At 72.5% G+C, this 23209-nt stretch carries 15 protein-coding genes and 1 pseudogene; 9 read left to right on the top strand and 7 right to left on the bottom strand.

The features are described 5' to 3' along the window. Positions 1–60: 60 nt before the first annotated feature. Genes ACIP4Z_RS05020 through ACIP4Z_RS05010 form a run of 3 tightly spaced genes read right to left on the bottom strand, consistent with a single transcriptional unit; the run spans position 61 to position 2810 of the window. On the bottom strand, positions 61–762 hold the full coding sequence (locus ACIP4Z_RS05020; protein ID WP_355336466.1) for a nucleotide-binding protein: 702 nt from the start codon (positions 760–762) through the stop codon (positions 61–63). Between the two features lie 5 nt (positions 763–767). Beyond that, positions 768–2384 (bottom strand): hypothetical protein, encoded by a 1617-nt coding sequence (locus ACIP4Z_RS05015; RefSeq protein ID WP_401305173.1) that lies wholly within the window; start codon positions 2382–2384, stop codon positions 768–770. Between the two features lie 6 nt (positions 2385–2390). Then, positions 2391–2810: a hypothetical protein gene (locus tag ACIP4Z_RS05010; protein ID WP_401305171.1), complete on the bottom strand. Its 420-nt coding sequence runs from the start codon at positions 2808–2810 to the stop codon at positions 2391–2393. Positions 2811–3044: 234 nt separating this feature from the next. Between ACIP4Z_RS05010 and ACIP4Z_RS05005 the strand changes: the two are divergent. Then, positions 3045–3269: pseudogene (locus tag ACIP4Z_RS05005) on the top strand (isocitrate lyase/phosphoenolpyruvate mutase family protein); the annotation flags it as partial. Here ACIP4Z_RS05005 and ACIP4Z_RS05000 read toward each other — a convergent pair. Beyond that, positions 3228–4370: a LysR family transcriptional regulator gene (locus ACIP4Z_RS05000; protein WP_401305169.1), complete on the bottom strand. Its 1143-nt coding sequence runs from the start codon at positions 4368–4370 to the stop codon at positions 3228–3230. The pseudogene ACIP4Z_RS05005 and the gene ACIP4Z_RS05000 overlap by 42 nt on opposite strands. A 117-nt stretch (positions 4371–4487) precedes the next feature. On the opposite strand from ACIP4Z_RS05000, the gene ACIP4Z_RS04995 reads away from it, so the two are divergent. Next, positions 4488–5615: a M20 family metallopeptidase gene (locus tag ACIP4Z_RS04995; RefSeq protein ID WP_401305167.1), complete on the top strand. Its 1128-nt coding sequence runs from the start codon at positions 4488–4490 to the stop codon at positions 5613–5615. Positions 5616–5698: 83 nt separating this feature from the next. Here the strand turns inward: ACIP4Z_RS04995 and ACIP4Z_RS04990 are convergent, their stop codons facing one another. Next, positions 5699–6280 carry a tetratricopeptide repeat protein gene (locus ACIP4Z_RS04990; protein WP_401305165.1) on the bottom strand — a complete coding sequence of 194 codons (582 nt, stop codon included), beginning with the start codon at positions 6278–6280 and terminating at the stop codon, positions 5699–5701. 103 nt (positions 6281–6383) lie between these two features. Between ACIP4Z_RS04990 and ACIP4Z_RS04985 the strand changes: the two genes are divergently transcribed. From ACIP4Z_RS04985 to ACIP4Z_RS04965, 5 genes are all read left to right on the top strand, one after another. Next, a complete protein-coding gene (locus ACIP4Z_RS04985) occupies positions 6384–7028 on the top strand; it encodes a hypothetical protein (RefSeq protein ID WP_401305163.1) in 645 nt (214 codons plus the stop codon). Continuing rightward, a complete protein-coding gene (locus ACIP4Z_RS04980) occupies positions 7025–11002 on the top strand; it encodes a hypothetical protein (RefSeq protein ID WP_401305161.1) in 3978 nt (1325 codons plus the stop codon). Before ACIP4Z_RS04985 ends, ACIP4Z_RS04980 begins: the two co-directional genes overlap by 4 nt. A 131-nt stretch (positions 11003–11133) precedes the next feature. Beyond that, the gene (locus tag ACIP4Z_RS04975) at positions 11134–11727 is read left to right on the top strand and encodes a DUF664 domain-containing protein (protein WP_391159117.1); all 594 of its coding nucleotides are present in this window, start codon (positions 11134–11136) and stop codon (positions 11725–11727) included. Positions 11728–11917: 190 nt separating this feature from the next. Further along, complete coding sequence (gene pepN / locus ACIP4Z_RS04970; RefSeq protein WP_401305159.1) at positions 11918–14467, top strand: aminopeptidase N; 2550 nt, start codon at positions 11918–11920, stop codon at positions 14465–14467. Positions 14468–14901: 434 nt separating this feature from the next. Beyond that, positions 14902–17604: a PA14 domain-containing protein gene (locus tag ACIP4Z_RS04965; RefSeq protein WP_401305158.1), complete on the top strand. Its 2703-nt coding sequence runs from the start codon at positions 14902–14904 to the stop codon at positions 17602–17604. A 90-nt stretch (positions 17605–17694) separates the two neighbouring features. Here the strand turns inward: ACIP4Z_RS04965 and ACIP4Z_RS04960 are convergent, their stop codons facing one another. Then, positions 17695–18297: a nitroreductase family protein gene (locus ACIP4Z_RS04960; protein WP_355336458.1), complete on the bottom strand. Its 603-nt coding sequence runs from the start codon at positions 18295–18297 to the stop codon at positions 17695–17697. A 411-nt stretch (positions 18298–18708) separates the two neighbouring features. On the opposite strand from ACIP4Z_RS04960, the gene ACIP4Z_RS04955 reads away from it, so the two are divergent. Both ACIP4Z_RS04955 and ACIP4Z_RS04950 read left to right on the top strand, forming a co-directional pair. Then, positions 18709–19302: a snapalysin family zinc-dependent metalloprotease gene (locus ACIP4Z_RS04955; protein ID WP_401305156.1), complete on the top strand. Its 594-nt coding sequence runs from the start codon at positions 18709–18711 to the stop codon at positions 19300–19302. 368 nt (positions 19303–19670) lie between these two features. After that, entirely contained in the window at positions 19671–21980 is a 2310-nt protein-coding gene (locus ACIP4Z_RS04950; protein ID WP_401305154.1) for a YncE family protein, read from the top strand. A gap of 138 nt (positions 21981–22118) precedes the next feature. Here ACIP4Z_RS04950 and ACIP4Z_RS04945 read toward each other — a convergent pair whose 3' ends face one another. Then, positions 22119–23009, bottom strand: coding sequence for a serine hydrolase (locus tag ACIP4Z_RS04945; protein ID WP_355336455.1), 891 nt, complete (start codon positions 23007–23009; stop codon positions 22119–22121). Positions 23010–23209 lie beyond the last annotated feature (200 nt).

Raw genomic sequence — 23209 nt, 5'->3', positions numbered from 1 at the left:
TCCGGCCGCCCCCTGCTCCGTCCTGCGAGGTGATGCGGTGCGTGTCCGGCGGCCCGCGTGTCAGGCGAGCCGCCGATAGGCCGACAGATTCTCGAAGTACGACGTGTCGCGCCAGTCGGAGCGGCTGTCGTCCACCGGGCACTCGGCCACCTTCAGCCGGGCGACGACCTTCTCCAGCGACGACTGCGAGCCGTCGAAGCGGATGACGTTGAGGCCCTCGATGTCGGTGGCGTGCCGCAGCCGGCCCACCTCGACGATGACCGTGCGCGCGCGGTACGCCATCAGCACCATGCCCAGCTCGATCAGCACGTTCTGCCGGGGCTGCCCGGTGTACTGCACCTCGTCCACCCGCTCGTAGTCACCGAGGAGTTCGGGGTGCAGCTTGGCGGTGTCGTCCGGGGTGAGCAGCACGAGCGCGGCCTGCGCGAGCGACGGCGCGTTCGCGATCACCTCACCGATGTAGGGCGAGGTCTTGCCGGTCGCCCGCACCAACTCCTCCCACTCCAACGGGCGCAGGTCGAGCCGCCGCAGCAGCCCGAACATCGCGAGCCGCGCCTGTTCGTCCCGGCCGTGCACGACGAAGACGTTACGGCTGCGGAGGCCGTCGTACGGCGTCGGCGCCGGGGAGTCCGGCCGCGCGGTCCCGGTGGCGGCCGGCTCCTGCGCGGCGGCCAGAACAGGACGGTATTCGTACCCGAAGTGCTCATTTCCGGAACCGGAAACGGTCATGCGCTTGTCCTGGTGATCCATTTCGTCACCCATGCCGCTCAATCCCCTTGGCCGTTCGCGGTTCCGCCGTTGCCCGGCGCGTACTCGTAGCCGAAATTCCTGTTGTTGTCGCCGGAGACGTGCATGCTCTTGTCCTCGTAGTTGAGGATGTTGTTCTGCGCCCTGTCGTGGTCGGTGAGATCCACATTGTGGTCGTTCAGGAACGTCCGGATGATTTCCAGCAGACGGCGCTCGACGATCTGCGTGTACTTCACGGCGTCGGACTTCTGGAAGAAGGCGTGGTAGTAGTCGTTCGTCGCCAACTCGCGCACGCTGGTCAGCGCGCCGCAGTTGACCGACTTGGTCACGTAACGCCCCAGGCGGAATTCGCTGCTGTCGACCGAGGTCACGCTCGTGCCGATCCGGATGGAACTGGGGCCGCGGCGGCCGGGCCGGACCAGGGAGCGCAGCGGCGACGGCAGGAAGCGCTCGGGCAGCAGCCGCAGCGGCGAGAGCAGCAGGCTGAACCCCCAGCGCGGCGTCGCCTTGACCATGTCCCAGGCCACCCGCACCGCCAGCCGCCCGTCGAAGGCGTCCGGCAGCCGGTCGACCAGGTGGAAGTCCTCCACGAGCGGCCCGAGGACGTACGGGTAGAACTCGGTGTGGAGCGTGTTCCCCTTGAGGTCGAAGCCGACGAAGATCGAGGTCACCAACTCCTCGTTCCACGAGCCGATCCGCACGCACAGGTACTCGCGCGCCGAGTCGTAGTCCTCGCGCCAGTGCAGGTCCGGCAGATCGCCGATGCCCGGCAGCCGGGACCAACCCTCGCCGCTGGTGCGGTCGTTGGTCCGGATCGCCGTGGTGAAGCGGCGCCGCTCGACGGCCAGGCCCTCGATGCGCTCGCCCGGCTTGGCGCCGTCGCGCAGTTCGGCGGCCATCCGCTCGCCGACGTATGCGGTGATCTTGTCCACGGTGAACGGCAGGAGCGGCTTGCGCTCGTCGGTGTCGAGCCCCGGCGCCGTCCCCTCGACGTCCCGCTTCCCCTCGTGGTCCCTCGACTTCAGGCGCAGCTTCCGCGCACCGATGAGGAGTTGGGCGTTCGCCCAGTCGCGCAGCGGTTCGCCCGCGCCGACGAACGGCCGGAAGCCGCCGTAGAAGACCAGGCTGTCGCTGGCGGACTGCTCCCGGTCGATCTTGCGGATCAGGGTCTCGGTCAGGCGCGCGTTCGCCGGGTACGCCCCGTCGAAACCGCCGTCGGTGCCGGTCTCCTTCAGCCGCGTCATCAGGATGTTCAGGGTCACGATCCGGCGCAGGTACGCCAGCGCCCACAGCGCCCAGAACACCAGCAGGACGGCGATGACGGGATTGACCGCGCCGCTCGCGGTCAGGATCAGCGCGGCGACGACCGATCCGGCGCCCAACCACCGTTGCAGACGCCGCAGTCGGCGGGCGGCGAGGGCGTGCGCGAGGACGGACACGTTGTCGTAGCCGTAGGACGGCGCGACCACGCGGAAGCGGTTGCGCAGCAACTCCCTGATGACGGTGCCGCGGTAGACGGGGTCGAGGTACGTGCCCGCCGACAGCAGACGGGTCGCCTTCGTACGGGCGTACGCGCGGGACACCGGCGGCGCCTGCGGGGGCTCGGCGGTGTGCGGGAGCACGGGGGTGACGGTCATGGCGGCTCAGCGCTCCGCTCTCAACAGGTCGTCGGCGGCGGGGCGGTGTGCGGGCGCGCCGTGGGCGGAGCTGAGGCCGGTGCGCGCACCGGAGGTGAGGCCGCTCGTCGGGTGCAGCGCCGAGCCGGCGACGAGGGCGATCAGCGCGATCAGCAGCAGGGGCGCGGCGGCGACGACCAGCCCCCACCCGCGCGCGGGCCCGGCGCTCGGTATCAGGCCCACGTGCCGGTACGGTGTCGGACCGAGCGCGGACACGTGCATGGGGAACTGCGCCGGTACGGAGGCCGGTTCGGAGGCCCGTACGGGTACGGGTACGGGTGTGGACGGCGGTGTGGACGGCGGCGCCGATGGCGGCACCGGCAGGTCGGCGGATCTGGGATACGGGTACGGATTCGGGTCGGGGGACGGGAGGCCGGGGTCGCTCATGGACCACTCCAACGGTCGGTGCGGTGTGCGCCCGATCCCGCTCGGCACGCTGGCGTACGCGCCTGCGCGGAAGGGCTGTTGACACCTCAGATGCGACCAGTGCCGCCGCTTCCCCGGCCAGAACCGGACCGCTTCCGATCCGCTTCCGCCGCCCGTTCCGGCTGGACGCGGCCCGTTCCGGCTGGACGTTAGCCGTTCAGCCCGGACGCGGCCCGTTCCGGGGCGCGTGGCAGCGTGTCCGGATGTGGCCGGAGCCGTCGGCGTCACCCTGGAGGACTCCCTCGCGGCGGGCGGCGTACGCCGAAGCCCGACGCCGACACCATCTTCGTCCCCGGCCTCGTCGACCTGCCCGCCGTGGCGGCCCTCGTCCGCGACAGCCCGCTGCCCGTCGACGTCATGGCCGGTCCCGGCTCGCCGTCAGTGGCCGACTTCTCCGCCGTCGGCGTCCGTCGGATCAGCGTCGGCACCGCCCTGGCCCAGGCCGCCTACGGTGCCGCCCGGCGAGCCGCCGCTGAACTGCTCAGCGAGGGAACGTACTTCGGGATGGCGCACGGCCTGGACTTCGGCGCGCTCAACGCCGCCGTCAGCAGGGCTGCGGGGAGCGGGCGTTCGTACTCGGCCCGGTCCGCCCGTCCGGGTCGCGGGGCGGGCCGCCGCCCGGAGGAGGTCCGCAAGGAGCCGGGCCGAGGGGAGGGGGGACGGGGGAAGCGCGGTGTGGACGGTGCGGCGGGGGAACGGGGGCGCCAGGGGGCGGAGGGCGAGGTCGGGCGGGACGGCCCACAGCGCGAGGGAGGGCACGAGGGCGACACCGAGCCCGGCGGCGACGTAGCCGAATTTCCCGCTCCACTCCGCGACGCGGATCAGCTTGCGCGGCGCGAAGCCCGCCTGCGCGCAGGCGTCGAGCAGGAGGGCCGGGTGCCCTCCGGCGGGCGCGTCCTGAATCCAGGACTCGTCGCGCAGGTCGCCGAGTTGGACCGCATCCGCGCTCGCGGCCAGCCGGTGGTCGGGCGGCAGTCCCACGTACAGCTCGTCCGCCAGCAGCGCGTCCGTCGTGACGCCCTCGGCCGACGGCAGGCCCGACGGGTAGTCGCTGACCACGGCGATGTCGAGCGCGCCGTCCGCGAGGCGCTGGACCAGCGCGTCGCTGCGGCCCTCGACCGCGACGACCTCGACGTCGGGACGCGCGCGGGTGAAGGCACGCAGCGCGGCCGGTACGAGGGCGATGTTCGCGGTGGCGAAGGCGCCGACGCGCAGGGTGCCGCCCCGGCCCGCGTGAATGGCGGCCAACTCGGCTTCCGCGCGGGCCAGTCGGTCCAGCACCTCGGTGGCGTGCCGGTGCAGGGCCGCTCCTGCGGGCGTCAGCCGTACGCCTCGCGGCAGGCGGACGAACAGCGGTCCGCCCGCCTGCCGTTCGAGCGCGGCGATGCGGCGGGAGACGGCGGACTGCGTGTAGGCGAGCCGCTGCGCGGCGGCGGTGAAGGAGCCGGTGTCCGCGACGGCGAGCAGCAGCCGCAGCGCGTCCGTACCGAAGGTGTCGCGCACGCCATTCCCTCTCTGCATGGGTCACATGAAATGTAGTCGCTGGTGGAATGGGGCGGGGGTTCCTACCGTCGAAGGGACCGAACGGGGCCTGCTCCGACCGGACCTGAGCCCGTTCCCTCTGACGCGGGAGTCGCCATGGCGCAGCCGAATTCCGAACCCCCTTTCTCCTTGCGGGAGATGCTGTCCGACCTTGAGGAGCTGGTTGTCTGCGAGTCCTTCTCCGCCGACCACGTCGCACTCGCGCGCAGCGCCGACGTGGTCGGCGCGCTGGGCACCCGCCTGCTCGGCACCGCGCCGGAGACCATCGTGAGTGACGGCGTACCGCACCTGCGGTGGGCCTTCGGCACTCCGCGCGTCCTGCTCGTCGGGCACCACGACACCGTCTGGCCGGCCGGCACGCTCGCCACCCACCCCTGGTCGGTGACGGACGGGATCGCGCGCGGCCCCGGCGTCCTGGACATGAAGGCCGGGCTGGTGCAGATGTTCCACGCGCTCGCCTCGCTGCCGTCCCTCGACGGCGTCTGCGTGCTGGTCAACGGTGACGAGGAGGTCGGCTCCCCGACCTCCCGCGCGCTGATCGAGGAGACCGCGCGGGGGTGCGCGGCGGCCTTCGTCCTCGAGGCGTCGGCGGACGGGACCGGCGCGCTCAAGACGGCGCGCAAAGGGACGTCACGCTACGAGGTGGTGGTGCACGGCCGCGCCGCGCACGCGGGACTGGAGCCGGAGAAGGGGGTCAACGCGGCGGTCGAGGCCGCTCACCAGGTGCTGGCGCTGGCCGAATTGGCGGCGCGGGATGAGGAGTTGGGCACGTCGACCGTCACCCCCACCCTGCTGTCGGCGGGCAGCACCCGCAACACCGTTCCGGCCCAGGCCGTCGTCTCCGTCGACGTCCGCGCGCCGACGCGTGCCGCACAGGACCGTATCGACGTCCTCATGCGCGGCCTCACCGCCCGTACCCCCGGCGCCCGGCTCTCCCTTCGCGGCGGCCCCCGCCGCCCCCCGATGGAACCCGCCTCCTCCGCCGACCTCTTCGCGCTCGCCGCCGCCCTCACCGCCGCCTCGGGCCGCCCCCCACTGCGCGGCCTCCCCGTCGGCGGCGCCTCAGACGGCAACTACACGGCCGCCGTCGGCTGCCCCACGCTCGACGGTCTGGGCGCCGTCGGCACCGGCGCCCACGCCCCCACCGAACACGTCCTCACCTCCGAACTCATCCCCCGCGCCCGCCTCCTCGCCGCCCTCGTCACCCGCACCCTCCACCCCTGACCCCGGCGCCGCCGTCCCGCGCGGCCTCCACGGACGGCCCACCGCCCCCCGCCCGGCTGCTCTCGATTCGCGCGGGGAGGCTGCTACCAACTGCCCGCGTTGCGTTGGGCGATCGCCAGATTGCGGGCGATGTCCTCGCGGAGCGGATGGCTCGGGGGGAGGCGTTGGGCGGAGGCGTGGGCTCGGCGGAGGAGGGTGAGGCCGTCGGAGCGGGCACCGGCGGTGAAGAGCGTGGCGCCGAGGGTGTTGGCGGTGGTCAGGGTGTCCTCGTGGGCGTCGCCGAGGCGGCGGACGCGGCGCTGGAGGGTGTCGTCGAGGACGGATACGGCGTCGGAGGTGCGGCCCTGGACGGCCAGCGCCGCACCGTAGTTGTGGGCGTAACCGAGCGTGGCGGGGTCGTCGGACCCGAGGACGCGGGCGGCGCGGGCCATGGCCTCGCCGTGCAGGGCGGCGGAGGCGCCGAGCTTGCCCTGCTGGTAGAGGACGGAGCCGAGCAGATTGCGGAGGCCGATCGACTCGCGGTGGTCGCCGCCGAAGGCGTCGTCGCAGTCGGACATGAGGCTGCGGAGCAGGGCTTCGGCCTCTTCGAGGGCGCCCTCGTCGAACAGAGCGCGGGCCGTACGGACCTGCCGGTGCAGCCGCCTGCGGGTCGAGCCGTTCCCCATGGCTGCCCCCCTCCCTCGCCGCGCGGGCGTGACCAACAAGCCTAACGGCCGGGCGGTTCGGTGGCACGATGGAAGCACCTGGCCACGCCGCGGAAGGAAGCCGATGATCGAATCCCTGGCGACGCTGGCCGCAGCCGCGTCCACGACGCTGGTCGCCGCGATGGCCACGGACGCCTGGCAGACGGCGCGTACGGGAATCCTGCGGGTGCTGCGTCGCGGCGGCGAGCACGAACCGGCCGCGCTGGCAGCGCAGTTGGACAGCGAGGCCGCGCTGGTGGTGGCGGCGGACGACGCGGGGGCGGCCAGGGAGAGCTTGCAGCCGGGCTGGCGGCTGCGCCTGGAGCAGTTCCTGCGGGACAACCCCGAGGCGGCCGAGGCCATCCGGGAGTTGACGGTACGGCTGGAGGCCGAGCTGCCGGGTTCCGAGCAGCAGTGGGTGCGGTACCACCAGAACGTCGAGGCACACGACAACGCCCGCGCCTTCGGCGTCCAGAACGGCAACGTGATCATCCACGAGGCCCCGGCGGCGGGCCCTGTCACCCCGAGCGCCGTAACGCCGAGCACCGGCCCCGTGACCCCGAGCGCCGACCCCGTAACGCCGAGCACCGGCCCCGTGACCCCGAGCGCCGACCCCGTGACCCCGAGCGCCGACCCCGTCACCCCGACGCCCCACGCCCCATCGCCCGACGCCCCATCGCCCGACGGCCAGGCACCCGGTGCCCGCCGCGACGGCGGACCCATGACGTGACCAGCCAGAATGTCACCGCGGTCGGCGGCTTCGCCTACGGCGCCATCGGCGCGGACATCCACGTCTTCGGCGACGGCACCCCCCTCTACCTCCTCAGGCAGTGGTCCCCGGCCCCGGAGCCCGCGGCGGAGTGGCTGGCCCAGCAGCCCAGCCGGATGCTCAACGCCCGTTACGCCGTGGCCCCCTTCACCGGCCGCGACACCGATTTGGCCTCCCTGCACGCCTGGTGCGCGGACGGCCCCCGGCGCGCGGCCCGCTGGCTGCACGCGCCCGGCGGCCAGGGCAAGACCCGCCTCGCCCAGCAGCTCGCGGGGCAACTCGCCGAGCAGGGCTGGAAAGTGGTCACCGCGGTCGAGGGACCGGGCACCGTACTTCCGCCGCAGGGCAGCCAGGATCTGCGGCTGGACGACGCGGCGGGACTGCTGCTCCTGGTCGACTACGCCGACCGCTGGGCGCTGACCAGCCTGACGTGGCTGTTCAGCAACGCGCTGCTGCACCGGCCGGACGTGCCGACCCGCGTCCTGCTCCTGGCGCGGAGCACCGACCCCTGGCCCGCGCTGCGCGCCGCCCTGAGCAATGAGCAAGTCGACGTCTCCACACAGGCGTTGGGCCCGTTGGACATGGAGGAGGGCTTCCGGCGCCGGGCCGGTGACCCGCGCCGCGACGACCGCGGCCCGATGTTCCGCGCGGCGCGCGACGGCTTCGCCGCCCGATACGGCATCCCCCCGCCGGACCGCCAACCCGACTTACGGCCGCCCGACTTCGGCCTCACCCTCGCCGTCCACATGGCCGCGCTCGTGGCGGTGGACGCCGAGGCCACCGGCCGCCGCGCCCCGGAGGACCTGGCCGGACTGACCGTCTACCTCCTCGACCGCGAGCAGTTGGGCTGGGCGCTGCTGCACGGGACACCGGGCCGCGTCACCGTCCCGCCCGCGGTGATGAACCAGGTGGTCTTCGCCGCCTCGCTGGGCGGCGCGCAGCCCACCGCCCGCGGCACGCTCCTGGTGGACGAGTTACGCCTCGGCCACCCGCCGCCGACCGTCCTCGCCGATCACGCGGTGTGCTACCCGCCGCCCGAGGAAGCGGCCGACACCGTACTCGAACCGCTCTATCCCGACCGCCTGGCCGAGGACTTCGTCGCCCTCACGCTGCCGGGCCACCCGGCCGACTACCCCGCGCAGCCCTGGGCCCCGGAAACGGCGGCGACCGTGCTGCGCCGCTGCGGCGGTCCCGCCCGGCCGGTCACGGCGCTCGCCACGGCCGCGGGCCGCTGGCCGCACGTCGGACGCACGTGCCTCTACCCGCTGTTGGCCGCCGAGCCCGCGCTCGGCGTCGCGGCCGGGGGCGCCGCGCTCACCGCCCTGGCCGGTCTGCCGGACATCGGGCCCGACCTCCTCGAAGACGTCGCCGCCGAGCTGCCGGAACCGGTGCCCGCGGACCTGACGGTGGGTCGGGCGGCGCTGCTGGTACGGCTGTTCGAGCACCGGCTGGCGGCGGCGGACGACGTGGACGCGCGAGCCGGGCTGCACGTCAACCACGGCAACAACCTGGACGACCTGGGCCGTACGGAGGAGGCGCTGCGGGCCACGCGGCGCGGCGCGGACCTCTTCGCCGAGCTGGCCGCGACCGACCCCCGGCGGTACGAGGAGCACGTCGGCCGCGCCCTGACCAATGTCGCCAACCACCTCGTCTCGCTGGGCCGGTTGGAGGAGTCGCTGAGCACCCAGCAGCGGGTCGTGGACCTCTTCGAGCGGCTGGTCGCCGAGGACCGGCCCGACGACGCGTCGTCCGGTCCGGTGACGGACTATGTGTCCGCGTACACCCCCCACCTGGCCACCGCGCTGGCCAATCTCAGTACGCGGCTGGAGGCGGCCGGTCGCTGGGAGGACGCGTACCGCGCCAACGAGCGGGCCACGCGCACGTATCGGACCGTCGCCGCGCGCGATCCGTCGTACCGCAGGGGGCTGGCCATCGCCCTGGTCAACGGCGCGACGCTGACCTTCCGTCCCCCGGCGGGCGCCGACGCGCTGCGCGAAGGGGTCGCCCTGAGCCGGGAGTTGGTGGCCGAGGGCGAGCAGGTCGAGGACACGCCGCTCGGCAGGTCGCTGTCCCTGCTGGGGCGGCAACTGACCGCCGAGGGACGGCACGACGAGGCCGTCGAGGTGGCGGAGGAGGTGGCCGCGATCAACCGCCGCCTCGCCCGGGCCAACTCCAGGCACTACGAGGAGGCTTGTGTCACCGCGCTGAGGCTGCTGCACTCAGCCCTCCTCGACGCGCGCCGCCCCCGCGAGGCCATGGAGGTGGGCGAGGAGGCGATCGCGATCCTGCGGCGGCTCGTCGAAAAGGCGCCCGCCACGTACGAGATGGAGCTGGTGGGCGCGTTGCACGCGCAGAACGACGCGCGGCGGTCGGCGGGCCTGGCGCAGGACCCGGAGGCCGACGCCCGCTCCCGGCGCGTCGAGCTGAGGGATACGTACACGGTCCCGGGCGTTACCGTCACCGTGCACGGCTGGCAGCCGGAGTTCCTGCCCCGGCCGTCCCCGCCAGCCGCCGCATTCGGCGCGGAGGCGGCGCGGCTCGCGGACGCGCGGGACTGGCCCGCGTACTGGGAACGGATCTGCGCCGCGCCCCTGGCCGAGGCGGTACGGCTCGCGCGCCGCGTTCCCCGGCGCGGCTGGCTGCCCGCGTCCCGCTCGGACCAGGAACTGCTGGCCTGGCTGCGCGAGACCTCGCCCCGCAAGGCCGAGGCGCTGATCGCCGAGGCCGCGAAGGCCGCCACCCGCCCGCTGCCCGACGACCTGACCTTTTTCTCGCCCTCGTTCTCCGCCTTCTCCCACGGCGGGGACGTGCTGGCCCTGGTCCCGATCGACTACGTGCCGGAGCGGGGGGACGCGGAGGCGACCGAGCGGATCGAGACCCTCGACCTCGGCTCGGGGCCGGAGCACCTCGGCTCAGGACGGAAGCACCTCGCCTCAGGGCCGAAGCCCGGCCCGGAGGCGGGACTCGACTCCGCCCGGCGGACCGTCCTGTACGAAGGCCCCGCCTGCCACAGCACCCTGGCCTGCCTGAGCGCCACCGAGGTGATCGCGGTCCGGCGGCGGGCCGGACGCGACGCGGGCACGGAGCTCGTCCGCCACGGCCCGGACGGCACGACGGTCCTCGCGCAGGGCACCCAACTCCTGGGAACGCGGCTGGCTTCCACCGCCCGCGGCTGCGTGGCCACCCTCGCGCTCCATCCCGCGGCGCTCACGCTCGGCCCCGACGGGCGGCTCGAACAGGTCAACCTGGAGGCGTGGGGCCTCGGTTACGACAACCGGATGGCGGTGACGCCCCGCGGCGACCGCCTCGTCCTGTCCGACGGCGGCCGGATCATCGCCACCGATGCCACGCTCAGCAGGGTGTTGGCCGTGGGCGCCGTACCCCGGTACCACGCGCCGGTGTCGGAGCTGGTCTTCGCCGACGACGACCTGCTCATGACGGCGGGCCACCAAGGCGGCCTGATGCTCTGGCAGTTGGACGGCACCGAGCTGACGCCGGTCGCCCACCGCGACACCGTACGGCTGTCCGGACTCTTCGCCGTGCCGCAGTGGGGCGTGGCCGGCGGCCAGGCGGGCTCCGAGGACCGCGTGCACTTCTTCGACCCGGCCGACGGTCTCGCACCGGTCGCCGCCCCGGCCGCCTTTGTCGGCGACCCCGGCCACCTCAAGGCCGTGATCACCTCACCCGGCGGGCGTCACGTCGTCTACTACGGCCAGCTCGATGTCACGGCCCCGGCGCGCCGCCGCTCCTTCGACTGGATCAGCAGGGTCCACGACCTCCAGCACCCCGGCGCGCTCCTCCAGCGCCCCCTCGCCGCCCTCGACACCCCGCAGCTCGACGTCCTCGCCCGCGCGACCGCCGCCGACCCCCGCCACCGCGACCTCCTCCGCCTCGCCCACACCCTCGGCGCCCGGCCCCGCCCCGGAATCATCTAGCGCCGAATGGGCTCTGACCAGCGCAAACACCGAACGGACGGAGACGCGTCATCGCGGACAGAAGCTGACCGCAACGGCTCCTAGGGTGGTGATCAACGGGGGACCGAGCAGCACTGCGAAGGGCGTGGATCATGAGCGAGACCATGACGGTGAACGCGGCGGAGAGCACGGCGGAGAGCACGGCGGCGAAGGCTGCGGAGGACGCCGCCGGGGCCGTCACCGATGAGCGGGCGGACCTGCTGGCGATGCTCGCCCAGCACCGGTACTTCCTGCGCGTCACCACGCGGGGCCTCACGGACGAGCAGGCGCGGCAGCGGACGACCGTCAGCGAGCTGTGTCTGGGCGGCCTGATCAAGCACCTGACCGGAGGCGAACGGGCCTGGACGGACTTCATCGTGGCGGGCCCGTCGGCGATCGGGGACGCGACGGCCATGACCGAGGCCGACTGGCAGCGGCGGACCGACGAATTCCGTCTGCTGCCCGGCGAGACACTGGCCGGGGTGCTGGAGGAGTACGAGGAGCAGGCCCGCATGACCGACGAACTGGTCGCGGCACTGCCCGACTTGGACGCCTCCCAACCGCTCCCGAAGGCACCCTGGTTCGAGCCGGGCGCTCTCTGGTCGGCGCGGCGGGTGCTGCTGCACCTCATCGCCGAGACCGCCCAGCACGCCGGTCACGCGGACATCATCCGCGAGTCGTTGGACGGCGCCAAGACCATGGGCTGAGCGGCGTACGCGGTACGGGGACAACGGGGACAACGGGAGTACGCGGACAACGGGAGTACGGGGCCGCGTGCGGTACGGGGGTTCGGGCCGTAGGGGTCTGCCTCGGGGCCGCCCCGGCTTCGCGCTCGGCGCAACCGCACCGCCCCCAAATCTGTTGTCCGCCGTGCGGACCTGGGACAGCATGCCGTAGATGGGATCCCTCCTCCGCACCGAAGCCGCAGCCCGCGCCGCCCTGCTCGACGTACGGTCGTACGCCGTGGCCCTGGACGTCACGCGCGGCGACCGTCTCTTCCGCAGTACGACCACGATCCGGTTCGGCTGCGCGGAGCCGGGCGCGTCGACCTTCGTGGAGATCCAGCCGGAGACGCTGCTGCGCGCCGAGTTGAACGGCAGGCCGCTCGACCTCGCGCGACACGTCGACAACCGGCTGGAGTTGGCGGACCTGGCGGCGGACAACGAGCTGCTGGTCGAGGCCGACATGGCGTACTCGCGTACGGCGGAAGGGCTGCACCGCTTCACCGACCCGGCGGACGGTGCCGTCTACGTGTACTCGGCGTGCGCGCCCGACCTGGCCTCGAAGCTCTTCGCCTGCTTCGACCAGCCGGACCTGAAGGCGCCGTTCACCTTCACCGTGACCGCGCCCGAGGGCTGGACGGTGGTCGGCAACGGCGCGTCGTCCCAACTCGACGACGGCCGCTGGGAGATCGCGCCGGTCGGCCCGATCTCCTGCTACCTGGTCGCCGTGGCCGCCGGGCCGCTCTACGCGGTCCGCGCCGAACACGACGGCATCCCGCTCGGCTTGTACGCGCGCCGCTCGCTCGCCGCCGAACTCGACCGCGAGGCACCGGACTTGTTCGCGGTGACCCGAGCGAGCTTCGACCGGCTGCACGGGCTCTTCGAGGAGCGCTACCCCTTCGGCGGCTACGACCAGGTGTTCATGCCCGAGCTCAACTGGGCCGCGATGGAGAATCCGGCCTGTGTCCTCTTCCAGGACGAGATGCTGTTCCGGTCCGCGCCGACCGACACGCAGCGCGCGCTGCGGGCCGTCGTGGTGTGCCACGAGATGTCCCACATGTGGTTCGGCAACCTCGTCACCCTGGCCTGGTGGGAGGACGTATGGCTCAACGAGTCCTTCGCCGAGGTGCTCGGCTACCGCATCGCCGCGGAGTCCACCCGCTACGACAGCGCCTGGACGCTCTTCTCCCGCCGCAAGAGCTGGGGTTACGACGCCGACGAGCGCCCCACCACCCACCCGGTCGCCGCCACCGGAGCGGAGTCCGCGGCCGAGGCGCTGTCCGCCTTCGACGGCATCTCGTACGCCAAGGGCGCCTCCGCACTGCACCAACTTGTGCACTGGATGGGCGACGAGGCGTTCTTCGCCGGGCTCAACAGGTACTTCGCCGCGCACCGTTGGGGCAACGCGGATCTCCGGGACTTCCTCGCCGCGCTCGCCCTCCCCGCCGGCCCGGCGGGCGCACAGGGACCGGACGTGTCCGGCTGGGCCGACGCCTGGCTGCGGACGACCGGCGTGGACACGCTGCGCATCGAGGTCGAGGTCGAGCCTGAGGCCGAGGCCGACGTGGATACGGTGCCCGGCGCGGCGCCCGGCGTCCTGACCTCCGCCGTCCTCGTCAACGACGGCACCCGCCCGCACCGCGTACGCGTCGGCGTGTACGACCGGGACGGTGCGGCGGTCGTCCCGCGCCGACAGTTGGACGTCGAGGTCGCGCCGGGCGGCCGTACGCCGCTGTCCGAACTGGCAGGCGCCCCGCGCCCCGCCCTGCTGCTGCCCAACGACGGCGACTTCACCTGGGCGCGGCTGCGCCTGGACGCGCACTCCGCGGCCACCGTCGCCGCCTCGCTGTCGGCCGTCACGGACGAACTGGCCCGCGCGGTCCTGTGGGAACACCTCCGCGACCTGACGCGCGGCGCCGAGACATCGGCCGCCGCGTATCTGGACCTGGTCGCCGCGCACCTGCCGGGCGAGACCTCGGACTGCGTCGTCGAGGCGGTGCTGGCCTTCGCCGCCGACCACGTGATCGGCCGCTATCTGGCCCCCGCCGACCGGCCCGCCGCGCTCGCCCGGCTCGGCGACACCGCCCGTGCCGTCCTGGCCCGCCCGGCCGCGGCCACGGGCAGGGGTCTGCGGCTGGCCGCCCTGCGCACCGCCGTCGCCACCGCGTCCGGTGACGCGCAACTCGCCCAGCTTGAGGGCTGGTTGGCGGGCGACGACGTGCCGGACGGCATCGCCTTCGACGCCGATCTGCGCTGGGCGGCGCTGGCCCGGCTGGCGGCGGCCGGGGCGGCCGACGAGGAGCGGATCGCGGCCGAGCTGGCGGCCGACCCCGGCAACGTCAGCGAGGTGGGCGCGGCCCGGGCCCGCGCCGCGCTCCCGGACGACGCCGCCAAGGAACGCGCCTGGCACCTGCTCTTCGCCCCGGGCGAGCTGACCATTCATCAGCTCGTCGCGACCGCCGAGGGCTTCTGGCGCTCGGGCGCGCCGGAGGTCCAACGGGCCTACGTACAGAGGTACTTCGAGCGGCTTCCGGCGGCCGGTGAGCGCGGCGGCGCGGTGGTCCAGGCGCTGAGCCGGGCGCTGTTCCCGGTCGGTGCGGCCGACGCCAGCACCGTACGCGCGGCCGAGGAATGCCTCGCCCGTACCGATCTGGTCCCGTCCATGCGCCGCCAGCTCGCCGACGGCCTGGACGACCTCCGCCGCGCCCTCGCGCACCGGGTCTGAGCGCGGCCACGCCGAGCGCGGCCCGCCCCTGATCTGAGGGCGGCCTTCCGCTTCCCCCTTTAACGGCGCCTTTTTCTCATTTTTTCTAACGATGCAAAGAGCCGCGAGGCGTGCGGAGACGGCCTCCGGCGGCGAAGGTGTCGGGCCGGAGGACCCCGGTGCGGCCCTCGTATGCCCGCGCGCCTTCGCAGTCCGCACTGCCCGTGCCTCCCCTGTGCCCCATGTGGTGAGCCGTGCCTGGTGTGATCGGGCCGCTCGATTTTTCACAAACTTTGCGCGGAGGGTGGACGGCGCTGAAGCCTGCTGGTTTCATGCTCCCGGTCCAGGTTTCTAACGTTGGAAAGTCGGCAGGGCCCCCAAGGCGCTGTCGTGGAGCCGCACGTCCTCACCCGCTTCCTGGACGCCGAGTTCTCTTACGGAGAGGTGTATCCGCAGTGAGATCAGGCATATCCCGCACAACAAACAGCCGCCGAGCGGCGGGCAGCACGGGGTCGTCCCGGCTGTCCCGGACGGCCCGGCTGACCGCACTGGTGCCGCTGATACTGGGCGCGGCGCTGCTGACCCCGGCCGCGGCGGGCGCGGCCCCGGCCGCCGCACCGGCCTCGTCCACCGCCGGGGCGTCCGCCGCTCCGGCCGACACCGCTCAAGGTCTGCGCGGCGACTACTACCTGAGCACCGACGCCACCTCGCTCGACTTCGCGCAGTACAGCAGCACCGCGGTCGAGCCGTCCTTGAACGTGCCCGACCTGATCCCCACGCTGCGCGGCTACGCGGGCTCGACGGAGAACGTCGCCGTGCACTGGACGGGCCAGCTCGACGTCCCGGCCGACGGCACGTACACCTTCTACATCAAGGGTGACAACGGCTTCCGGATGTCGCTCGACGGGTCGAGCGTCATCGACCACTGGACGACCGACTGGGACGTGCAGACGACGTCCGAGCCGGTCACCTTGACCGCCGGCGCCCATCAGTTGGCGTTCGACTACAACCAGGGCAACGGCGGCGCGTACATCAAGACGGAGTGGTCGGGTCCCGGCATCGCCCGCCAGGCGATCCCGGACGCGGCGCTGCATCTCCCGGTCGGCTACACGCCGTCCGACGTGAACGCCGTGGTCGCCCCCTCGGGGAAGACCGCCACGGTGCAGTTGGCGGGCCCGGTCACCGCGGTGCCGTCCGACATCACCAAGCACCTCGCGGTGATCGCGGGCGCGGGCCGGTGGACGCCGGGCGTCTCCGTGAACCCGGCGAACAGCTCCCAACTCCTGCTCACGGCGGGGAAGTCGGACACGCCGGTCTCCCTGCACTCCGATGTGCGGATCAGCTACGACGGCCTCGGCGGCCTGACGACGTCCGCCGGTCCCGTACCGCTCTTCTCGGGTCTGGCGACCAACAACTCCACCTGGTACTTCGCCAGCAAGTACGCCAAGGACGTCGACCCGTCCCACGTGCTCCCGGACTACCCCCGGCCGCAGTTGACGCGGGACAAGTGGCAGAACCTCAACGGGACGTGGCAGTTCCAGGGCACCTCGGAAAGCGCGCCGCTGCCCACGTCGAAGCTGAGCGGCAAGATCCTGGTGCCGTACCCGATGGAGGCGCCGCTGTCCGGCGTCGCCGAGCACCACGACTGGTCGCTGTACCAGCGCACCTTCTCCGTACCCGCCAACTGGCGGATCGGCTCGGGCCAGCGCCTGCACCTGAACTTCGGCGCGGTCGACTACGAGACGTGGGTGTACGTCAACGGCCGCCAGGTCGCCCACCACGTCGGCGGATACGAGGCGTTCACCGCCGACGTCACCGACGCGCTCACCCGCGGCGGGCCGCAGACCGTCCTGCTGAAGGTGAAGGACACCACCGACGACGGCACGCCCGTCGGCAAGCAGTCGCGCAGCCCCAGCGGCATCTGGTACACCCCGACCTCCGGAATCTGGCAGACGGTGTGGCTGGAGCCGGTGGCCGACGCGAGCATCGACTCCCTGGTCCTGACGCCGAACGTGAAGGACGGCACGCTGTCCGTCACGGTGCGTCCCGCGGCCGGTACGTCGTCCTCCTCGCTGGTGGCCGCCGTCGCGTACGCGGGCCACAAGCCCGTCGGCGCGGCCGTCGGCCGCGCGGGCGCCGAACTGCGGCTGCGCATACCGCACCCGGAGCTGTGGAGCCCCGACCACCCGTACCTGTACAACCTCCAGGTCACGCTCACCAACGGCCGCTCGATCGACACCGTCGGCTCTTACTTCGGCATGCGGTCGATCTCGGTCGGCAAGGTCGGCGGCGTGAACAAGATCGAGCTCAACGGGAAGCCGACGTTCGTCCTGGCCACCCTCGACCAGGGGTTCTGGCCCGACGGCATCTACACCGCGCCGACCGACGCGGCCCTCAAGTCCGACCTCGAACTGCACAAGCAGCTCGGCTTCAACGCGGTGCGCAAGCACATCAAGGTCGAACCCGCCCGCTGGTACTACTGGGCGGACAAGCTCGGCCTGATGGTCTGGCAGGACATGCCGAGCCGCAACACCGGCCCGGACTCCACCCCGGCCAGCGACGCGGCCTTCACCAGCCAGGTCCACGAGATCGTCGACCAGCACATCAGCAGCCCGTCCATCGTCATCTGGACCATGACGAACGAGGGTTGGGGCGAGAAGACCAAGGAAGCCACCGGCGCCCTCGCGGACTCGGTCAAGCAACAGGACCCGAGCCGCCTGGTCGACCCCGCCTCCGGCGTCAACTGCTGCGCTTCCAAGGGTGATTCGGGCCGAGGTGACCTGATCGACTACCACCTCTACCACGGTCCCGCCTCCCCGGCCCCCGACGCCACCCGCGCCGCCGTCGACGGCGAGCACGGCGGCTACTCCCTCACCGTCCCCGGCCACATCCTCGGTGTCTCCGGCGGCCAGAACTACGGTGACGTCCCCACCATCGAGGAGCTCACCAAGGCGTACGTCGCCAACACCGCTCTTCTCGTCCCCGACGCCTCCACCGACCTCTCCGGCTCGGTGTACACCCAGATCAGCGACGTCGAGGGCGAGTTGAACGGCCTCATCACGTACGACCGCGAAGTCCTCAAGGTCCAACCGGGCCCGGTCCGCGACATCAACCGCAGGCTCATCGCCGCCGGCGCCGCGGCAGGCACCACCGGCTGACCCCGCTCCCTCCCCGAGCCCTCGCGGGCGGCCCGCACCCCGGGTCGCCCGCGAGGGCTCTTTCACAGGCGGCGGGCCGCTTCCGCGACCTCAGGCGTGGCGGCCCCACTGGCCGCGGTGGACGACCTCTCGGGGGTCGCGGCGGCGGTCGCGGGTGCGGGGGCTCTGCGGGGGAAGGTCGTCGGCGCGGTAGCCGATGGTGATGCCGCCGAGCGGCGCGTAGGCGTCGGGGACGCCGAACTCGTCCCGGAACGGCTGGAGATGCTCGGGCATGATGCCGAAGAAGCAGGCGCCCAGGCCCTCGTCCACGGCGCTCAGCAGCATGAGCAGCGAGGCCATCCCCGTGTCGATGTACCAGTACGGCGCGGGCCAGCGCGCCTCGGCCCGGTCCTCCCAGCCCTTGTCCGGCTCCGCGTACCGTTCGAGGTACGTCGCCTTGTGAGCGAGGGGCACCACGACCAGGGGCGCGTCCTGCATGGTCGGCGTGTTCTCGACCCGCGTGGGCACGAAGGGCCAGAACCGCGCACGGTCGGCCGCGTCGGTCAGCGCGAGGAACGCCCACCCCTGCGAGAAACCGGCCGAGGGCGCCCGTAGCGCCGACGCGAGAATCCGCTCGGTCACCTCGGGAGCCAACGGCTTGTCGGAGTAGTGCCGGATCATGCGTCGACGGCGGACGACCTCGGAGAATTCCATACCCCCAGATGCTGCCACGCCGCCCCCGCCCCGCGGCACCCGCGGCACCCGCGGCGCCCGTCCGCCCCCGGCCGTGGTCACCGGGAGGAGCTGGCCCGCCATTCCAGCGCCTCGGGCTCCTCGGTGAACTCCACCAGGTGCTGTCCCGCGTAGCGTTGAAGGGCGTCCCGCACCTCGGCGGGAGTGACCGGAAAAGTCCCGGCATTGTGACCTTGTCGTAATTGGTGGGGATGAGCCCGCCCCGAAGCCCGGGCGCGCACCGCGGCCGAGGGCGGAGCCACGCGGGCACGTCCGGGGCTTGGGGTGGGATGGCGGAGAAAGGGCGGGAAACGGGTACTTGTGGTGGGGGATGGGGGCGTGGTGCCCTGGGGGACTGCGGGGCAACTGGTTCTGAGGAGGTGGGTGAGTCTCATGATCACGCGAATAGTCGCTGTGGCGGCGCTGATTCCGGCCATGGTGGGCACCGCGTCCGGGGTCGCTTCGGCGCAGGCCGAACCGAAGGCGGCGACGGCGGTCGTCACCTTGACCTATGACGCCAGCCAGGCGGGGCAGTGGGCGGCGGCGATCACGCAGGGGGTGCAGAACTGGAACAGCGCGGTGCACAACGTGCGTCTGCAAGCGGCCAATTCGGCGGGCTCGGCGAACTTCGTGTACAAGGCGACCAGTGGGTGGCCGCAGACGACGTTGGGGCCGATCGTGCCGGGAGGCAGCAGGGGACAGGTGCAGTTGGGGCAAGAGGCGGTCAACGAGGGGTACGACGTGACCCGGATCGCCGCGCACGAGACGGGGCACATCCTCGGGCTCCTCGACCACTACAGCGGCCCGTGCTCGGAGTTGATGTCGGGGCACGGCCCCGGCACGGCGTGCCTCAACGCCAAGCCCAACGCGGCGGAGGCGGCCCAGGTCGACCGCAACTACGCGGGCCGCGCGGCGGCGGTTCGCCCCGAGCGGCAGCAGATCGTGATCGACATCTGGTCCCCCTCGGCGTCCACCGCTCAGCGCTGACCGACGCTCAGCGCTACCGGCGTTCAGCGCTGACCCGCCACCGGACGCGCGGTACGGGCACGGGCTCCGTACCGCGCGTCCGGCATGTCCGGCCGGGAGGCGTGTCCGGCCCCAAGGCACGCGCGGCCGGAGGGTTGTAGGAGCCCAGAGACCGAATCGGGCACGGTACGGCCACCGCGGGGACAAGGCGCCGTGACGGATCGGCGGCCCGCGCCAATGCGATGGCCCGCTGTCACAGCCGTGCCCTATCGTGCTCATGGTCAGCGCCGCGAGCAGGCCGGGTCCGCATCGGAACCCGCGCTCGGCGGCGCGCCCGCATCGTGCCGGAGGACGTCCGGCCCCGCACGTGTTCCTGGGGGGAACCCACTTTGCTCACCCGTCATGTGGCGGGCGGGACGGCTCTGTCCGTCCTGCTCGCGACCGCTTCCCTGCTCGGGGTCGCGGCCGAACCGGCCGCCGCCGACAGCGCGGCCACCCTGCCGATCACCTCGTACTCCGACATGGTGGTCGACGGCGCGCACCGGCGCGTCTTCATCAGCACGACCGACAACAAGGTCGTCGTCGCCGACTACAACGGCAAGACCGTCGCTCAGATCACCTCAGAGCCGGGCGCCGCCGGGCTCGTGCTGTCCGCGGACTCCTCGACGGTGTACGTGGCGCTCCCGAAGGCCGACGCGATCTCGGCGATCGACACGGCCACCCTGCGCGAGACGGCCCGCTACCCGCTCGGTGTCGCCCCGCGCCACCTGGCGATGACCAGGCACACGATCTGGTTCGGATACGCGGCGGACGGGTCCGCCGACCTCGGCTCCCTGGACCTCGACCCGGAGACCGACCCGACGACCCCGCCGACGACTCCGCCGACGACTCCACCGCCGACGACCCCGCCCACGACTCCTCCGACGGACGCCCCGACTCCGACCCCGACGGACCCCGAGTCGACGCCGACCCCCACCCCGACGGACACCACGGCCCCAAGCCCCAGCCCGTCGGACACACCGTCGGACACGCCGACCGATACCCCGACCGACACCCCGACCGACACGCCAACGGACTCGCCCTCGGACCCGCCGGTCACCACCTCCCCGACCCCGGACGCCACCACCCCGGCACCCCCCGCCCCCTTCGCCGCCGACACCCCCACCCGGACCACCAACGGCGCCGTCGTCACCCTCGGCCAGGGCGGCCCCCACACCTGGAGCACCGCCCCGATGCTCGCCTCCTCGCCCGGTAACCCGGACGTGGTGGCGGCCGGGACGCCCGTCCAGAGCCCGATGGAGCTCCAGGTCTACAACGTGTCGTCGGGGCACGCCGAGCCCCAGGCGTACCGGTGGAACGCCAACAACGCGGGGAACATGCAGGACATCGCGCTGTCCGCGGACGGCAAGCAGGTGCTGGTCGCCAGTGGCGCCCCGTACTTCCAACAGGCGTACCGGACTTCCGACTTGGCCGACGACGGCCGCTACACCACCGACGCGTACCCGAACGCGGTGGCGGTCGCCCCCGACGGGACGATCGCGGCGGGCATCGACGGCGCCTACGAGCCGGACGTCTACATCTTCCGCCCGCGCTCCGACCACCGCGTCCGCACCTACGACTTCGGCGTCGTCGGAAACCCCGGCACCGCCTCCGCCCTGGTGGCGGGCGGCCTCGCGTGGGCGCCCGACAGCAGCCGCCTGTTCGCGGTCACGGCCGACGTCTACGGCCAGCACCCGACCCTGCGCGTGCTGACCGACCCCACCAAGTCGGTCACCGCCGTCACGGTCAGCGCCCCGTCGACCGCCAAGCGCGCCACGAAGATCACGGTCAGCGGCAAGCTGACCGCCACCACGGCGTTCCCCGCGGGCGCCAAGGTCACGGTGACGCGTACCGACCTCACCTCCCCCAAGGGCACGTCCCTCGGCGCCAAGTCGGTCGCGGCCAACGGCACGTTCAGCTTCACCGACACCCCGACCACCGGCGGCGGCGTCACGTACACCGCCACGTACGCGGGCGACGCCACGCACACCGCGGGCTCCGGCAAGCGCGTCGTCCAGGTCTCGCGCCTGGCCACCGCGGCGAGCGTGAAGACCAACCGCGCCACGTACGCCTACGGGTCCACCGCCACCGTCACCGGGCACCTGGGCAAGACAGGAAAGAGCCGCGTGCTCTCGATCTGGGCCCAACCGGCGGGCGGGCAGAAGAAGTTGGTCAAGTCCGCGAAGGTCAACGCGGCGGGCGACCTGAAGGTGACCTACCGGCTCAGCCGCAACACCACCTTCTGGGCCTCGTTCGCCGGTGACGCCGTCTCCGCGCCGAAGTCGGTGGCCCGCTCGGTCGGCACGCAGGTCAGTGTCTCGCTGGCCGTGTCCGGCAACTACCGCAAGGGCAAGGTCGGTTCGACCTCGTACTACTGGTTCCACAAGAAGAAGTCCGCGCTGTTCACCACGCACATGACGTACGCCAACGGCCGCTCGCAGCGCCTGGACCTCCAGGTCTACTACAAGGGCCGCTGGTACTCCTCGGGCAGCGAGTACTTCCGGCTGGCGATCACCGGCACCTCGCGGGTGGGGCTCGCGGGACCCGGCGAGTCCGGCATCCGGGCCCGCGTCCGCGCGGTGTACGTCAAGGGCTCCTCGGGCGACCGCCTGAACACCACGACGTCCACGGGGTGGAAGTACCTGTACTACACCAACTGACGGCGCCCGCCCGCGCCGTACGGACGAAGGCCCCGCTCACCGGAGACGGCGAGCGGGGCCTTTTCGTCAGCGCCCCTTCGTCAGGGGGCCTCTTGATCAGCGGGCCCTCTCGTCAAGGGCTCCCGCCGAACTGGCGCGTCAGCGCTTGAAGGCGTAGTCCATCAGCTTCTTGGCGTCCGTCGCCCGCTGGTTCACCGAGCTGGACGACAGGACGGTCCCGATCACGGTGCGGTTGCCGCGGGTGGCGGCGAAGACCAGGCAGTAGCCGGCCTGCGGGCCCGAGCCCGTCTTGAGGCCGATCGCGCCGCTGTAACTGCCCAGCAGCGTATTGGTGTTGGTCCAGGTGTAGTAGCGGTAGCCGTTGCTCTTGGTGGTGGCCTTGGTCTTGATGGAGCGGGTCTTCACCACCGAGCGGAAGTCGGCGCTCTTCATGGCGGTGCTCGCGAGCTTCGTCAGGTCGCGCGGCGTCGAGTAGTTGTTCCCGTTGCCGATTCCGTCGAAGGAGTCGAAGTGGGTGTTCTTCAGGCCCAGCGCCTTGGCGGTGGAGTTCATCTGGCCGACGAACTGCTTGACCCGCGCGGCGCGCGTGGAGCCCACGCCGTACTTGTCGGCCAGCGCGTACGCCGCGTCGCAGCCGGACGGCAGCATCATCCCGTACAGGAGCTGCCGCACGGTGACCTTGTCGCCGACGATCAGGCGCGCCGAGGAGGCGTTCTTGCTGACGATGTAGTCGCTGTACGCCTTCTGGACGGTGACCTTGGCGTTCAGGTTGAGCTTCTTCTGCCGCAGCACCACCTCGAAGGTCATGATCTTCGTGGTGGAGCCGGTGGACCGCTTGGTGTCGGCGGTCTTGGTGTAGTAGGTCGTGCCCGTCGAGTTGTTCATCACGTAGCCGCCCTTGGCCACGATCGGTGGCGGCGCGGGCGTCGCCGCCTGGGCCGTGGAGCCGAGCGCTCCGACGGTCAGTACGGCGCCCGCGGTGACGGCCACCACGGACGTACGACGAATGGCCTTGCTGCCGGTTATCACGTTGATTGCTCCAAATGCCCCTGCGGCGCGGTCACACGAGAGTGTGCGGCTCGAAGGTGAGACGCGCCACCCGGCCGGATGGATGTGGTGCCCGGCCGGTTCTCACCGAGTCGTTATCCACCGGAGATGTGGCGCCCGGTCCGACTCCCCTCACGGCTCCCCTCCAACTCCCGTCCCACACCCCTTCACATCGGCCATGG

The sequence above is a fragment of the Streptomyces sp. NPDC088910 genome, assembly GCF_044749865.1.
Classification (GTDB): Bacteria; Actinomycetota; Actinomycetes; order Streptomycetales; family Streptomycetaceae; genus Actinacidiphila.
The sequence above is the reverse complement of the archived record's forward strand: the minus strand, read 5'-3'. Positions and strand labels throughout refer to the sequence as shown.